This window comes from Kovacikia sp. CALU 1929, from assembly GCF_056784235.1.
This window is the reverse complement of sequence record NZ_JBXBCF010000063.1, coordinates 24,082-40,022: the sequence shown is the minus strand read 5'-3', so window position 1 is coordinate 40,022 and position 15,941 is coordinate 24,082. Positions and strand designations below refer to the sequence as shown.

General features: G+C 49.7%; 12 protein-coding genes. 5 read left to right on the top strand and 7 right to left on the bottom strand.

Going from position 1 to position 15,941, the window contains the following annotated elements:
• Positions 1 to 131 precede the first annotated feature (131 nt).
• Entirely contained in the window at positions 132 to 2,117 is a 1,986-nt protein-coding gene (shc, locus tag AC1S52_RS10760) for a squalene--hopene cyclase (RefSeq protein WP_482029001.1), read from the bottom strand.
• Positions 2,118 to 2,552: 435 nt separating this feature from the next.
• Between shc and AC1S52_RS10755 the strand changes: the two genes are divergently transcribed.
• The 4 genes from AC1S52_RS10755 (at position 2,553) to AC1S52_RS10740 (ending at position 6,557) form a co-directional block, all read left to right on the top strand.
• A complete protein-coding gene (locus AC1S52_RS10755; RefSeq protein WP_482029000.1) occupies positions 2,553 to 2,798 on the top strand; it encodes a hypothetical protein in 246 nt (81 codons plus the stop codon).
• 180 nt (positions 2,799 to 2,978) lie between these two features.
• Complete coding sequence (locus tag AC1S52_RS10750) at positions 2,979 to 4,220, top strand: glycosyltransferase (protein WP_482028999.1); 1,242 nt, start codon at positions 2,979 to 2,981, stop codon at positions 4,218 to 4,220.
• 45 nt (positions 4,221 to 4,265) lie between these two features.
• On the top strand, positions 4,266 to 4,619 hold the full coding sequence (locus tag AC1S52_RS10745) for a Pepco domain-containing protein (RefSeq protein WP_482028998.1): 354 nt from the start codon (positions 4,266 to 4,268) through the stop codon (positions 4,617 to 4,619).
• On the top strand, positions 4,620 to 6,557 hold the full coding sequence (locus AC1S52_RS10740; RefSeq protein ID WP_482028997.1) for an SUMF1/EgtB/PvdO family nonheme iron enzyme: 1,938 nt from the start codon (positions 4,620 to 4,622) through the stop codon (positions 6,555 to 6,557).
• A gap of 23 nt (positions 6,558 to 6,580) precedes the next feature.
• Here AC1S52_RS10740 and AC1S52_RS10735 read toward each other — a convergent pair whose 3' ends face one another.
• From AC1S52_RS10735 to AC1S52_RS10720, 4 genes are all read right to left on the bottom strand, one after another.
• Positions 6,581 to 7,882 (bottom strand): SNIPE associated domain-containing protein, encoded by a 1,302-nt coding sequence (locus AC1S52_RS10735; RefSeq protein ID WP_482028996.1) that lies wholly within the window; start codon positions 7,880 to 7,882, stop codon positions 6,581 to 6,583.
• Between the two features lie 82 nt (positions 7,883 to 7,964).
• Complete coding sequence (locus AC1S52_RS10730; RefSeq protein WP_482028995.1) at positions 7,965 to 8,105, bottom strand: hypothetical protein; 141 nt, start codon at positions 8,103 to 8,105, stop codon at positions 7,965 to 7,967.
• A gap of 2 nt (positions 8,106 to 8,107) precedes the next feature.
• Positions 8,108 to 8,488, bottom strand: a complete 381-nt coding sequence (locus tag AC1S52_RS10725) for a hypothetical protein (protein ID WP_482028994.1) — start codon at positions 8,486 to 8,488, stop codon at positions 8,108 to 8,110.
• The gene (locus tag AC1S52_RS10720; protein WP_482029072.1) at positions 8,479 to 8,823 is read right to left on the bottom strand and encodes a DUF5674 family protein; all 345 of its coding nucleotides are present in this window, start codon (positions 8,821 to 8,823) and stop codon (positions 8,479 to 8,481) included. The genes AC1S52_RS10725 and AC1S52_RS10720 overlap by 10 nt, the downstream gene beginning before the upstream one ends.
• Positions 8,824 to 9,070: 247 nt before the next feature.
• Here AC1S52_RS10720 and AC1S52_RS10715 point away from each other — a divergent pair, with 247 nt between their 5' ends.
• Positions 9,071 to 9,334, top strand: a complete 264-nt coding sequence (locus AC1S52_RS10715) for a hypothetical protein (protein ID WP_482028993.1) — start codon at positions 9,071 to 9,073, stop codon at positions 9,332 to 9,334.
• A 319-nt stretch (positions 9,335 to 9,653) separates the two neighbouring features.
• Here the strand turns inward: AC1S52_RS10715 and AC1S52_RS10710 are convergent, their stop codons facing one another.
• Both AC1S52_RS10710 and AC1S52_RS10705 read right to left on the bottom strand, forming a co-directional pair.
• Positions 9,654 to 12,149, bottom strand: a complete 2,496-nt coding sequence (locus AC1S52_RS10710) for an ATP-dependent Clp protease ATP-binding subunit (protein WP_482028991.1) — start codon at positions 12,147 to 12,149, stop codon at positions 9,654 to 9,656.
• Positions 12,150 to 12,352: 203 nt separating this feature from the next.
• Positions 12,353 to 15,502, bottom strand: coding sequence for a GAF domain-containing protein (locus AC1S52_RS10705; RefSeq protein WP_482028990.1), 3,150 nt, complete (start codon positions 15,500 to 15,502; stop codon positions 12,353 to 12,355).
• Positions 15,503 to 15,941 lie beyond the last annotated feature (439 nt).

Below are 15,941 nucleotides of genomic sequence, written 5' to 3'. Positions count from 1 at the left end.
TGGAAAATGAGTAATTTTAGCAAATAGAGATGACTACCAGAGTAACTGCTAGAGACGTTGTTAGCCCGGTTCTTAAAAGACTAGGTGATAGTAGATGAAGTGCTGAGGGCGAAAGCGATCGCCCCCGTTGATCACTGAGCCTGGTTTATTGCCCGATAACGCCCCAAAGCCGTCAGCGGGAAGTGCTGGTAGTAAAGGTGGTAACGCAGATAAAAGTGGCAGGGAAAGCCTGTGCCCGTGAAGTAATCCTCATTCCAGGTGCCATCCGCAGCTTGGGTTTCAATTAAATACTGAACACCTTGCTCGATCGCTCCCATCGCATACTGTCCTGTGGCTTCTCCCGCTGCCAGCAAACCAATTAACGCCCAGGCAGTCTGGGAAGCGGTACTGTCCCCCTGTCCCTTTAGTTTGGGATCGTTATAGCTGAAGCAGGTTTCACCCCAACCACCATCGGTGTTCTGACAGCTAACCAGCCAGGCAGCTCCACGCTCAATTTCTTGTCTGTGAGATTGAGGTGCCATTAACGCAAGGGCAGACAATACGCCACTGGTGCCATAGATGTAGTTCACTCCCCAGCGACCAAACCAGCAACCTTCGGGTTCCTGTTCGCGACGAAGGTAGGCAAGGGCGAGATCGAGGGAGTGAGGGGTGAGGGGTGAGGGGTGAGGAGAGTCTGTGCTCCCTACCTTTAACTTCCCTGCCATTTCTAACACTCGCGCAGTTACGTCTGCCGTGTTGGGGTCAATCATGGCTTTCAGGTCGCCGTAGGGGACGAGGTTGAGCCAGTCCTGGTCATTGTTCAGGTCAAAGGCTGCCCAACCGCCGGGGTTGCATTGCATGGTGGCAATCCAGTCCACGGCACGGGCGATCGCCTGTTGCTTCAATGCTTCATTCTCTAGCTTGACGGCATCAAGTGCCATTACTACCACGGCGGTATCATCCACATCAGGGTAGAAACGGTTATCGAATTCAAATGCCCAGGCTCCGGGTTTGCCCTGGCGGTTTTTCACTGCCCAGTCGCCATAGTCGAGGATTTGCTTTTCGATTAGCCAGTTGCCACCTCGCTGAAGTGCCGGGTGTTCTGGAGACAAGCCGGAGTCAACCAGCGATCTCATCACCAGGGCGGTGTCCCAGACTGGTGAAATGCAGGGTTGTGTCCAGTATTGCTCCTCGGTTTCCAGACAGAAGTTATCAACGGCTTGCAAGCCCCGTTCGACAATCGGATCAGCCACATTGTAGTTGAGCGATCGCAGCGCCAGCAGGGAATTCAGCATTGCGGGAATAATCCCACCCCAATCTCCCGTGTCTTCCTGCCGTTCCAGCACCCATTTTTCGGCAGCTTTCAATCCTTCTTCTCGGAAGGGCATCAGCTTCAGGTTTTCTGCCAGCTTGAACAGGTCATCCAGAGTCACGAAAATATCCGTCCAGTCTCCCTGGCGTGGTAACTCAAACCGAACGTTTTCCCGTCCCTCCGCGTACAGTTCATCCAGATTGATAGCTGGCTTGACTTTATAAACTGGCTTCTGATCAAACACAATTAGCAGCGGCACCGTACTTCCCCGTGCCCAACTGGACATTTCATAGATCGTGAAGGGAAAGTTCTCTGGAAACAGCATGATCCAGGGTGGAATCGAGGGTAACCCGCACCAGTCATAGCAGCCAATCAGCGCCAGATGCATCTTGGTAAAAATCCGCGTCTTGCTGATGCCGCCCCGTTCCAAAATGAACTGACGTGCCTTTTGTAAAGCTGGATCGCTTGCAGGCACACCCAGCAGCCTCAATGCCATGTAAGCTTCAACGGTGGTACTCAGTTCACCGCCATCGCCATAGAAAAGCTCCCAACCGCCGTGATCTCGCTGTTGCACTCGCAGGTATTTTTCAACCTTGTGGAGTGGGCGAGTGGTATCCGTTCCCCAAATTTTGTGCAGGAGGACGGCTTCTGCCGTAATCGTGACGTTTGATTCGAGTTCTGCCCACCAGTAACCATCGGGATACTGGATTGAAAGAAGATGGTTTTGACTTTTCGCGATCGCCTCGTCAAGTTTTGCTAAGGCAGTATTCAACTCGACTGAAGCGGCTTCCGTTCTGGATGCCGCTCCCTTGTCCTGGGTTTGCATGTTTCCGTTCTGATCTCAACACCACACATCCACTATTCACCGATACTTTATCCCAGGCTGACTTCACCCATTTGCATGAACTCAATCAGGCAAGGGAAGGCGATCGTTACATTTCGTAGATATCGTATTTTGCCTTGCTGGGAAGAGTATTGGCAACCGAGAGCAGCAGATTAGGTAAATAGTCGCCGCCGCCACCCTTTTCATGGAGCAAGATCGATGGCTCCAACCTATGTCTGTAAAGTTCACTACTTTTTCATGTCAAATTCATCCTTTCTAAACCCGATTAAGGGACTAACAGAGGCATCCTATTAAAAGTTGTCCCCCAAAGAAAAATATGAACTTGATTGATTTAGGCGATGCCTCTACGCCATTCCCGTTTTTGCTCAATGGTATGCGGGATAGAAGACAGGTTTCTTCAATCGGTGGAGGCGTGGTATGAAAGTCTTCGCTTCCGACAATCCCCCCCAGGTTTCGATGACCCAGTTGGCTGCATCTCCCCAGCCCAATTTGCCAGTCAATCGCCATGCCCCAATGCCCGTAGAGTATTTTTTGCTGGGGCTACTGATGTCAGTGTTAGTGGGGGTTCTATCCTACAAGCAATATCGAGTCTGGCTTTTTTGGCGACGGGTAGAAACTCTGGAACGGCTGTGGAAACTCAGTATTCCAAGAAAAGCTCTCTAGTTTAGGTGCGGGTGTCGGGTGTCAGGTGTCAGGGATGCGCCCCAGATTGCGCCCCAAGCCCGACATAACCGCCGCTTATCTTCAAGCCCTGGCAATTAATCGTCCATTGATTTGAGAGAATTCAGTGAGACCGATCTCCTGTTGGGGAGATGATTTCACAAAAAAGGGCTGGGGATTGCTATGGCGATCGCGTTGGGTTTCACTCTCCTCTCTCTCTGCATCTGGCTAGTTCTGCTGTGGGGGAGGGGAGAGTTTTGGTTGTGTGATCAGCGGCTGGAGGAAAAGGCTGAAGGCGGAGGGATAAAGGAGCAAGAGGAATCCATGTATCCTTCAGTTTGTGTTGTGATTCCTGCTCGCAATGAAGCCGATGTGTTGCCAGTCAGTCTGCGATCGCTGCTCAGGCAGGATTATGCGGGCACCTTTCACATCATCCTGGTGGATGACCACAGTACGGATGGCACTGCCCAGGTTGCCAGGGAAACGGCTGACGCAGCAGGCAACCCTGACCGGTTTCAGGTGATTTTAGCCGAACCGTTACCGGCTGGATGGTCGGGTAAGCTGTGGGCAATGGATCAGGGCGTGCAGAAAGCTCTGATCTTGTCGCCGGACTACATTCTGTTGACGGATGCGGATATTGAGCATGAGCCTAGCAATCTGCGCCGATTAGTAGACAGGGGAATTCAGCAAGACCTGGATATGGTGTCGGTCATGGTGCGGCTTCGCTGTGAAAGTTTTTGGGAAAAGCTACTGATACCGGCGTTCGTCTTTTTCTTTATGAAGCTTTACCCTTTTCGCTGGGTGAATGATCCGACCAGGAAAATGGCGGGTGCGGCGGGTGGGTGCATCTTGATTAAGCGGACGGCGTTGGAGGAAATTGGCGGGCTGGACAGTATTCGACAGGCGTTAATTGATGACTGTACGCTGGCGCAGAGGGTGAAGTCGGTGGGGGGTAAGGTACCGGGTACCGGACATCACGTATCGAGTATTGAAACCGCTAGAGAGGGAGGTTGTTCTGGTCGGATCTGGTTGGGCTTGAGTGACCTGACCAAAAGCTTGCGTCCCTATCCAGATTTGCAAACGATCTGGAATATGGTTGCCCGGACGGCTTATACCCAACTCAATTACAATCCGCTGCTACTGTTGGGCACACTGATCGGGATGACGCTGGTGTATCTGGTTCCCCCGATCGCCCTGGTGGCAGGAGCCTTGACCGGACAATGGGCGATCGCGCTGATGGGTCTGGTCACTTACCTGTTGATGACCCTGGCATATTTCCCAACCGTGCGGTTCTACCGATGTTCACCTGTATTGGCGTTTTGCCTACCGGCGATCGCGTTGCTTTACACGCTGATGACGCTCGATTCTGCCCTGCGTCATTGGCAAGGGCGAGGCGGAGCCTGGAAAGGAAGGGTTTACCCGTAAGAACTTAAGGCTATCATCGGGTTAATCTCCCAGCCCCAACAACTTATGCCAGAAGACTACATTGTGATTGTGACGGATGAAACAGATGACATCTCTGTACCGATTGAAGGTCAAAAGGGGTGGCGTGAAGAAGTTCATAAACACATCTCTAGCTTGAAAGAAGTCCGGTTGCCCGTCTCGCAGCTAGAGCAGAACATGAACCAGTTCTTGCAATTGGTCGGACGGTTGTTCAAGCAGGTGGACCAGCAGATTGGTTCGGAATCTGATATGAAGCTGGACGAAGTGGAGTTATCCGTAGAAATCAGCGGCGAAGGAGAAGTTAAATTAGTGGCAGGGGGGAAAGCTGCTGGGAAAGGAGCGATTACGCTGAAATTTACCCGATCGGATGCAAAGAAGTAGATGGCAAGCAATTGGGCGATCGTTATTGGCATCAACCAATATCGCTTTTTGCAACCGCTGAGGTACGCCAAACGGGATGCGGAAGCGATGCACAACTTTCTGATGCAGGAAGCCAGGTTCGATCGCATCTTTTTGTTTACCGATGACTCTCCTGCGATCGGCGGCAAACCGACTGAACCGTTTCGCGCCAATCTGTTGCGGGTCTTGCGTCAAATTTTTGCAACGCCGTTTATGAAAGATGGCGATAACTTCTGGTTCTTTTTCAGCGGGCATGGGATTCCGCACCAGGGGCAGGACTACCTGATGCCGCTGGATGGCGATCCAGAAGATATTGAAAACACAGGCATTTCCACTAACACGATTACCAATTATCTGCGGAGTTGTGGAGCCGATAATGCGGTGATGATCCTGGATGCTTGTCGCAGTGGGGGCAAAAAAAGCGGCGAGGGCATCGGCAGACAAACGGAAGCAGAAGTCCGCCAAACGGGAGTGATCAGTCTCTTTTCGTGCAGTCCTGACCAGTATTCCTATGAACTGGAAGCGATTGGGCATGGAGCCTTTACCTATGCCCTGCTGGAAGGGTTGGGGATTCGGGGTCGATGTGCCACAGTAGAGCGGCTGAATCAGTATCTTGAGCATCGCGTGCCGGAACTGGTCAGTCAGCATTTGCAGAGGGCGAGGCAAATTCCCTACACCATTGCCGAACCCCTGAACCGCTCTCATCTGATCTTGATGCCCCAACACGCCAGCCTTACTGATATTGCCACGCTGAAAAATGATGCCTATCGCGCCCAGATGAACCAAGATTGGGATTTAGCACAGCGATTGTGGATTCGCGTATTAGCGGCGGCTTCAGGTTCAGATATGGAGGCGATCGAAGCTTTGCAAAGGCTGAGTATTCAACGTCACACAGGAACTACCCTGCCTCAACCTGAACAACCCCAAGCAGCCGAATCTTCTAAGGTTTCCTCTAAGACAACCATCCAAAAATCACAAGCTACTTCAGAGCGATCTCCTTTGATAACGCCTATTGTTCCAGAACAAACTTTAAAATATTCTGAGTACAAGCAATTCCATCAAATCTCTAAGTCAATTGCTCCTGATCTTCAGGAGTTTATCTTTGATATTTTAGAAATCGATTCTTATGGAAAAATCATCTCCCAACATACCGAGAAAAATTGGTGCTTTATTGAGGAAGTCAATGGAGTAGCAATTGAAATGGTATTTGTTCCCGGTGGAACTTTTCAAATGGGTACACTTGAATCAGAAGATAAGGGTTATAAGAATGATTGCCCTCAACATTCAGTAACTATCAAGCCATTTTTGATAAGTAAATTCTCCATCACATTTGCTCAATGGAGAGCAATTGCCCAATTACAGACTACCCCCAAAAAACTAAAGCTACGTCCTTCACGTCATTGGGGAGTAAATCGACCTGTTGTAGAAATTTCTTGGCACAATGCGGTAGAATTTTGCAATCTTTTATCTCAAAAAACAGGATATATATATCGTTTGCCGACAGAGGCTGAGTGGGAGTATGCTTGTCGAGCTGGCACCACAACTCCCTTTCATTTCGGACAAACAATTACTTCCGACTTGGCAAACTACGATGGCACCCATCCATATCGTTTAGAACCAAAGGGAATCAATCGAGCGAAAACATTACAGGTTGGAGAACTAAGATTTGCTAATGCCTTTGGCTTATTCGATATGCACGGTAATGTTTGGGAATGGTGCCAAGATCACTGGCATGAAGACTATAAGGGTGCTCCAACTAATGGAGAGGCTTGGATTGATAACACTAACAATCAGAACCGTGTAATTCGAGGTGGCTCATGGCTTAGTGAGCCTTCCAACTGCCGCTCTTCTTATCGTTTATGGAAAAGCTCAACGCAAGCTTCCAATCATATCGGTTTTCGGATTGTACAAGGCTCTTAGCTCAGTATTCTGAATGGAAAAGTCTAAGCTGTTGCATTGTGATTGTCAACATCAGTTATTTTCGAACCAAAAATTTTATTTCGTTCGGCAACTGTTCTACGATATTCATATGCCTGAGCTACCCGCTCAGTTTTGAGAATATTTAATACCCCGGTCTGTTGATTGATTTCATCGATTGCTTTAGCAATTTCATCTATTGAGGCTTGAAAGAAGTCTCTCCTCTCATTAATCAAATTTACTCTTCTAAACTGAAACCGACTATGCAACCGTTGGAGCGTATCTGAGGCATCCTCCGAGAAAATTTTGAAGTGAACGTCAAATGGGAAAGGAAGGGCAGGATTCATTTCACTGATATAGTCATCTGCTCGAACACTTTTACATATCCTGAATATGCCTTGCCCCAAAGACCCTATATTCGAGATCACATAAATATAGCCATTTTTTCTCGCTCTATAACGCGATGTGGCTTGCTCCGTCTCAGCTTGAGCTTTTTCTAACTCACGTTGAAGTCGATTGTTCTCCAATTCCAATTGTTTACGTCTCTCACCCTCAACCTGTTGTATACTTTGACGAATTTCTTCGATTTGTTGTCGATAGATTTCCTCTTTCTCCTCTGCCTTATTAATCTCTTCCTCGGCTTTTGCGAGTAATTTACGTTCATTTTCGTCTCTCTTTCTTTCTTGCTCCTGTTCTTTCTCCTGCTGCTTTTTACAAGCCATTTCATACTGAAGATGTAGCTCAGATAGCTTTAGATGGAGATAATCCTCTGTGATTTTACAAGTGGTTGTCTCTGATAAATTATTTAATCGCTCAAAACTTCTAAGTATCCGTTCTTGGGAAGATTGAACATTACTATGCTTAACTTTAAGAATCACATCTTCGATCTCAGTATTGAAAGCTATTAGTATAAGCTTTTGAATATTTTCAGTTAATTTCTTTCCTTTTCTTTCACTAGTATCGAAAAGCAGTTTAGTTAGGCTCTTTACCGCCGCACGTTCCCTTATCATTCTCTTCTGTTCTGATTTTACCTGTTTTAATCTTATGGCATAATCTTCAGAGCTGATAAAGTCATACTTTGGTTCATAAAATCCAAATGACTGAATATATGCTTCTTCTTCAAGGATAAATAGCTGTTGGCGCAAATTACTAACTTGTTTAGTAAGCTCCTCTTTAGTCCGGCTTAGTTCATCAAGCTCTCCTGTAGAAGCCAAACTTTTGTATTGGTGTAAATCTCTATTAAGTCGATCTTGCTCATTTTGCATGCGCCTCAATTGCACATATGCCACAGTTAAACCCACAATGGCTAGTAAGAGCAATGGATCCATAACTCAGCCTACTTTTCCCTATAACAGCTTTATTCGTTAACACAACTAATATTCTATAGTAGCCTAATGAAAATCCCACCGTTTACTCATCCAGCATGAGCGTGTTCAGGTTCGTCGCGAAATCTCTGGTCATTGCAGGCAGATGATCATCCTCAGGCTTCAGAAACGCCTGATACTCTGCTTCAGCGCGATCGCCCCTCTTGCCGTAGAGTGGGTTGAACACTGTCAAGCTCTTGCCTGTAAATTATTGGTCGCAGCGAAACCCAACAGCACCCGATCGCTCCATTCTTGAGCGTGGTGAGCTATTTGTAAGCGATCGCTTGGACTTGACCAGAGCGTTGACCAGTGGAGTTTCCACCGACTTAATTGGCGTTGTAATTCAACCAATTCGGTGGCTAAATTCAGATTCGTATCGAGGTTAAGGTTCGGAACTACCCATTCAACAAAAAACTGACTTTCTCGAATCAAGTCTTGGACAAGCTGTTCTTCTGTACCTGCTTGAGCCAACGCTTTGATTTGAGTCAGGTTTTCAGCCAGTCTATCAAACTGAGTCGAAATGTCTTGTTGGAGATATTGGGTTTTGAGAATATCCAAACTTACTGCCATTGCACATTTCCTAAAAGATTTTGAACAATGCGATTAATCTGTTCTCGAATTGTCAGATCTTGAATTTCCATTGAGCGATTGCCGACACTAGGGCGAAGGTTAATTAAGGATTCGTAGCCTATGCTCTGTCTGAGAGGATACCAATCTGCCCCCCAAACGTAGATTTGCTCACTGCCGTCCTCCAGTAGTATCTGTTCACAATCAGCATGCAGTTCGCCTCCTCCCGCTAGAACGCCTCGTTGAATATCTACTGCCAGTTTAATGTAGATCCCCAAAGTCTCTAGCATTTGCCGCATTTGCTCTGGTATTGCTCGGCTGCGAATAATTTGAATCATCAAAGAAAATGACGATAAAAGTTAATTTCCTCCCAATTTTCCTTTACTTTGTGAAAATCGATTTAATTTTGGTTATCACCTGCGATCGTCCCTCACTCAGTCTGGTTTAGCACTGTCAAGCTCATGCTGTAAAGCATTGGGTGAAGCGAAACCCTACATGACGGCGCGATCACGTAAAACTGGGAGTCCAGTTCCTTCTCTAGCACTGGGTGTTACAGTGAATCTACCCTGACGCATTTTTCAGTCCATGCCCAAGCAACTTACGATCGCCCAAGCGCAACAACAACTCACCAATCTTCCCAGCGAACTAACCGACGAACCCATTCTCATCACTCAAGACGGTGTTCCTGTTATCGCTGCGCTCAGCTACACTCACCTGACTGAACTGCTCAAAACCCTCGACATTCTCACCGATACCGAATTTGTTACAAGGTTACGCCAGAGCATTGTTCAATCCGAGCAAGGCAACACGATTCCCTGGGAGAACGCCAAAGCACAACTTGGACTATGACTGGACGCAAGGATGGGGACAAAAAGGACATTCACACATTGTTAGGCAAGCTGTGGGGGGAATGAATCTAGTTTTTTGCCTACGATTTTCACAGTACGATCGCCCCCTCTCGTCATAAATTTGTCTGGTACCCAAGACCTCCGAGGTTTTTGAAAACCTCGGAGGTCTGAACCGCGCGATCGCCTCCGGCAATTCACTACAAAGCCTATTTGCTCAAGTGCTTTAACGCATTCTGTACCCGATATCACAGGCAACTTGCTCATATCAACACGACCTCAATCGTGTCCTCAAGAAGGGCTATCGATCGCCTGCGATCGGTTCAGGCTGACACCGTTGCCCATGAATATTTGAGTGGCACGGCTGGACGAATGCTAACTTCGTCCTGGTCATCCAGATCTACCACTGCGGTATCTCCTGGCTGAATCAAATGGGACAGCATTGCTTCAGCCAAGGCATCTTCCAGTAGGCGCGTGATGACCCGTCTGAGGGAACGGGCACCGTAGGTTGGGCTGTACCCTTCCTTGACCAGACGTTCCTTGACGCGATCGCTCACTTCTATCGTAATTTCCTGGTCTGCCAATCGATCTGCCACATCCCGCAGCATCAGGTCTGCGATCCGCCCCACTTCATCGCGGGTCAATTGCCGGAAGACGATCATCTCATCCAAACGGTTGAGAAACTCTGGTCGGAAAACCTGTTGCAAGTCTTCGTTCACAAGGGATTGAATGCGACTGTACTGTGCCTCACTATCATGGCTGGCAAACTCGAACCCAAAGACAGCACCACCCTTCTCAATTACCCTTGAACCAACATTAGAAGTCAGAATCACCAGTGTATTTCGGAAATCCACCGTTCGTCCCTGGGAATCAGTCAGCCGTCCATCCTCCAGTAATTGCAACAACATATTGAAGACATCGGGATGTGCCTTTTCAACCTCGTCCAACAGAAGCACTGTGTAAGGCTTACGCCGCACTGCTTCCGTCAGTTGTCCCCCATCTCCGTAGCCGACATAGCCCGGTGGCGAACCAATCAGCTTGGAAACCGTATGCGCTTCCATAAACTCAGACATATCGAGTCGGATCATGGATTCTTCGGAACCGAAAAAGTAAGCCGCGAGTGCTTTTGCCAGTTCGGTTTTACCCACTCCCGTAGGACCCGAGAAGAAAAAGCTGGCAATCGGGCGGTTTGGATTTTTCAACCCAATGCGTGCCCGCCGCAAGGCGCGGGAAACTGCCTTCACTGCTTCATCCTGACCAATAACACGCTGGTGCAGGGTCTCTTCCATATTGAGCAACCGTTCAGACTCCGTTTCTGTTAACTTGCTGACCGGAATTCCTGTCCAGGCAGCGACAATTTGAGCGATATCCTCGTCCGTCACGGTGGGAGGTAGGGATTTAGTTGGCGGTTGTTGGTTGTTAGAAGTGGGTTCCTGGATTTCTTTAATTTGTGCTTCTAGCTCCAGTTCGCGATCGCGCCACTGACTGGCAGCATCAAAGTCCTGGGTGGTAGCCGCTTCTTCTTTGGCTTTGACCACCTGACGCAGTTCCTGTTTCAGTCCCCTGGTAGCAGATTGGGGCATGGTTGCCAGTCGCACACGGGAACCGGCTTCGTCAATCAGATCGATCGCCTTATCCGGCAGGTAGCGATCGCTGATATAGCGAGCAGAAAGCTTGGCAGCCGCCACTAATGCCTCATTCGTCATCTGGACTTTGTGGTGCTGTTCATAGCGATCGCGTAAGCCGTACAGGATTTCGATCGTATCTTCGACACTGGGTTCGCCGACCATCACAGGCTGGAAGCGACGTTCCAAGGCGCCATCTCGCTCAATGTGCTGGCGATACTCATCCAGCGTGGTGGCACCAATGCACTGAAGCTCACCCCTTGCCAGGGCAGGCTTTAGCAGGTTTGCCGCATCCATCCCGCCTTCAATGGCACCAGCACCGACCAACGTATGGACTTCATCAATCACGAGAATAATGTTTCCAGCAGAGCGCATTTCATCCAGAATGCGGGTTAAGCGCTCCTCAAAGTCTCCCCGGAAACGGGTGCCAGCCACCAACAGCCCCATGTCGAGGCTAACCACCTGTTTGTCGGTAAGGGTATCGGGCACATCATTGGTTGCAATGCGCTGGGCAAGCCCTTCGGCGATCGCGGTTTTACCCACACCGGGTTCCCCCAGCAGAATTGGGTTGTTCTTGGTGCGGCGACCCAGAATTTGAACAACCCGCTCAATTTCCTTTTCGCGCCCTACAACCGGATCAAGCTTACCCTCAACGGCTGACCGGGTCAGATTGGTGCCAAACTCTTCCAGCATCGCGTTTTTGGAGGCAGGGCGATGAATAGCAGGTTGGTCTTGCCATCCTCCCACAGGAACAGTCGTGACCGTTTCCATTTCTGACTGCAATCGTTGTCTTAGATCAGCGATCTCAATCCCAAGGTTTTGTAAGACTTTGATGGCAACGCCTTCACCACCCGCCGAGATCGCCAGTATTAAATGCTCTGGAGCAACATAGTTTTGTCCCAGGTGGCGAGACTCTTGAACCGCTTCGGCAAAGATGCGCCTGACACTGGGTGTAAAGGGAATATCCGCTGGAATCACCCCAAAACCACGTCCGGCAATGTTTTCAGCTTCTTGACGGGCATGATCAAGGGTAACACCCAAGTCAGTCAGAACTTGGGCTGCAATGCTAGTGTCTTCCCGAATGACTCCCAGCAGGATCTGCTCGGTGCCCACGAAGTTATGCCCCAGGCGACGAGCTTCTTCCTGGGCAAGCATAACTGCCTTAATGGCTTCTTCGGTGAAAAGTTCAAACATAGGAGCATCTCCTTCCAGGCTGACTACCAGCAACGGACAACAAATTGGGAGAGAGTGACGCGAAATCGAGCATGAATTACTAAACAATCCATGTAAACTTTCGTGTACTGACTATTGCTAATTTATCGTTCTCTACCCAACATTCGCAGTGAGGAAAGCCGTAATCCTGCCGAATAGTAACCGTCTGTGCCCATCAATTTGCCTCATGTCTCTGGAGAGTGGGTGGGTTGGGTCAATTCCATCAACTGATCGAACTGGTAGGTTTCAATTAATCGGGATAATGCCGCCGTGAGGGATGCCTGTTCTGAGGGAATTTGGGTAATGAGTCTGAGGCTTTCGGTATCATTGCCCTGAGCAGCGGCATAGTGGAGTTGGGCAATCCATTCAGCGGGCATCACTTTTAAGCTAGATTCTGTCAGAACGTATTGTGGTTGCGCTGGGGTTACGGCTGGGGCGATCGCGTCTTTTTGGGGCGCTTGATCCAGGTATTCCACCCCTAAATGTTGGGCTAAAAGGTCAATCAGATCGGCGCGGCGAAAGGGTTTGCTGAGAAAGTCATCACAGCCTGCGGTCAGGCTGTTTTGCCGCTGCTCGGTGAAGGCGCTGGCGGTGAGGGCGATAATTTTTGTGGGTTTGCTCTGGGGATGAATGGGCTGGGGGTGGTTTGCCTGGGGATCTGGATCGGGAATGAGAGCCTCCTGGGAGCGAATGTACCGGGTGGCTTCATAGCCATCCATCAGAGGCATATGCATATCCATGAAGATGAGGTCAGGCTGCCACTGCTGCCATAGGGCGATCGTTGCCTGTCCGTTTTCAGCTTCCCGAATTTCAAATCCCATACGGCTCAAGATCTGGCTTAATAGCAGTCGATTGGCTGCATTATCTTCCGCAATTAAAATGCGATAGGTGCTTTGACCCGGTGCAAGACTCACAGCGGGATTCGTCGAGGCTGGCGCTGGGATAGGAACGATTTGAGCGAATTCCACTGGAATTTGAAAAGCGAAACAACAGCCTTTGCCCAGTTCACTGTGAACCGTGATTTCACCACCCATGAGCTGCACAAATGTCTGGCTGATGCGTAAGCCTAAGCCCGTTCCCTCCTTCGCGTTCTGCCCCGTCCGGGTCTGCTGGAAAGGTTTGAACAAGTCATCCAATTCCTCAGGGGCAATACCAGGTCCCGTGTCCTGGACTTCAAAGTGTAGGGTCTGGGGGATAGAAGCTTTCTGTAATTTAACGCGCAGGGCGACGCTGCCAGTTTCGGTAAACTTGATCGCATTCCCAAGCAAGTTGATCAAAACCTGGCGTAGTTTGCTTTCATCCGTTTTGACTAACTGGGGTACGGTTGCGCCATATTCAAAGCTGAGTTGTAACCCTTTGGACTGCACCTTCAGTTGCAGCATGGATTCCAGACTGTAGAGCAATTTGTACAGGTCGAACTCTGAGGCATGGAGGGTCGTGCGTCCAGCTTCAATCTTGGACATTTCCAGGACATCGTTAATCAGTCCCAGCAGGTGTTCACCGCTCTGGTTGATAATTTCGATGTATTGCTGGTGGTCGGTGGTGAGGGATTGGTCTTGCTGCATCAGTTGGGTAAAGCCCAGGATGGCATTCAGCGGAGTCCTTAGTTCATGGCTCATATTTGCCAAAAACTCGCTTTTTGCCCGGTTAGCCGCGTCGGCAGCTTCTTTTGCCTGTCCCAGTTCTTCTGCCTGGTGCTGGGTGCGGGCAAAAAGTTCTGCCTGCTGTACGGCAACTCCAAGCTGATTGCCCACCTGGGTTACAATTCGCACTTCCGCTTCCTGCCACTGGCGTGGATTACCATTCTGGTAAGCTGCCAATAAGCCCCATAGTTGATTGCCACAGAAGATCGGCGCGATGATGTAAGCCCGTGCCTGGATTTGTTCTAAAAGCTCGATATAGCAGGGAGTAAAACCTGCCAGGTAAATATCGGACACAACACAATAACTTGTTTTCTGGCGATAGATTCCCCCTTCGTTGAGTTTCAGGTAGGTGTCCTGGATCAGGGTGTCTGAACTATCCAGGCGGGTGGTAATACAATCGGCTTGATCAACCACATTTCGGGTCAGGGTGGGATCGATCGCCCGTTCAGGCAGCATGGGGGTCCAGCCGTGAACCACCGCTTCGGAGACAAATTCTCCACTCCAGTCGGGGTTGAAGCGGTAGATCAGGACGCGATCGCAGGTGATTGCCTGCCTCAGTTCAGTGGTGGTAGCGTGGAAAATGGTTCGCAGATCCAGGCTTTGCCGCATGTGCAGGATGATGCGATTAATTGCCCTCTCTCGCTCCACCGATAGCTTAATGACGGCTTCAGCGGCGATCCGTTCTCTAATTTCGGTTTCCAGGTTGGCATTGGCGGTTACCAGTTCTTCGGTGCGTTGCTCAACCCTAGATTCCAATTCTTGATAGGCACGGTGCTTCTCGTCTTCCGCCCATTTCCGTTCCAGTTCGGTTGCCGCGCGGGCAGCAAAGACGCTCAACAGCGCTCTGGCGCGATCGTCGGTCTGCAAGGGTTTTTCATCCAGCAGACAAAGGCTCCCAATCACCTCCTGGTTGGCACTCAGCAAAGGAACTCCCATATAGCTCTCTGCATTCAGCACTTTGAGCAGAGGGGCATCGGCAAACTCTTGCTGCACCCCCTCTGAATAGGAGCAAAGCTGCTTAGTGCCCACCACCAGATGGCAGGGAGTATTTACCAACTCGTGTTCCAGGTCTGCCGCGAGATGATCTCGACACCAGAAGGCGAGACTCCGCAGCTTCTGCATCGACTCGTCAACGGTTTCAAACACGACAACGTAGGCAACATCCAGGGCAGTGGACAGGTTTTGAACCAGAGCAGGAAAAAAATCGGTTCCCGTCACTGAAGCCGTTCCGGCAACAATGGTTTGCAGGGTTTCTTCGGTGCGCTGCCGTTCTAAGACCTGCTTTTCTAATTCCTGGTTGATGGCGGCTAATTGTTCCGGCGTTTGCAACGCTAAAAACTGTGGCAGTAGCTCGACCAGTTTTAAGGCGGTGTAACAGGAGACCAGAGCGGTTATCGCTCGTTCGATGCCAGACAGCCAGTAGTCTGGGTGCCAGAGCGTCCAGATATCTAACAGGTGCCCTGTACCGCAAAGAATGATGAAGGCACCAAACAGAATAAATACTTTTGAGAAGGGAATGTCACTGCGCTGGCTGACAAAGTAAATCAGCATGGCTGGGATGGAAAAGTAGGCGATCGCAATCAGCGCATCACTCGCAACATGGAGGGCAACCAGCGGCGTTTGCCAGAGGTAGCAGTGTCCGTGGGGAATGTAGGGGTTGGGTGAGAAAAAGGGTTGAAAAAATTCCAGCATCGTCCTCTATAGTGAGCATCAATAAACCAGTGGCATCGTCAGTTCAGAGGTAGGTGTCAGAAATGACTGTTGGCATAACAATTGCCCTGACAGCTCTGATAAATCAAATCCATGTTGAGAACCGTAGTTTTAAGCCCTCACCCCCAGCCCCTCTCTCAGGGGCTATCCATTACGCAAAAGTGTCTGAAAGTGACGCTAGACAGTGCTTGCCCTCATCCCCCAGCCCCTTCTCCCAAAATAGGAGAAGGGGAGCTTCAAACCCTTTCCCCAACTCCTATGGAGACGCTCTGCGAACGCCCGTCCTGGGAGAGGGGAACATAAAGGGTGAGGGCGGTTTGAGCCAGATCTGGATAATGGATAGCTCCCAGGGGAGAGGGGAGCCGGAGGAACCCTTTAAAGTTCGTGTCCCAAGGGGAGAGGACTTTAGGGTGAGGGCTGA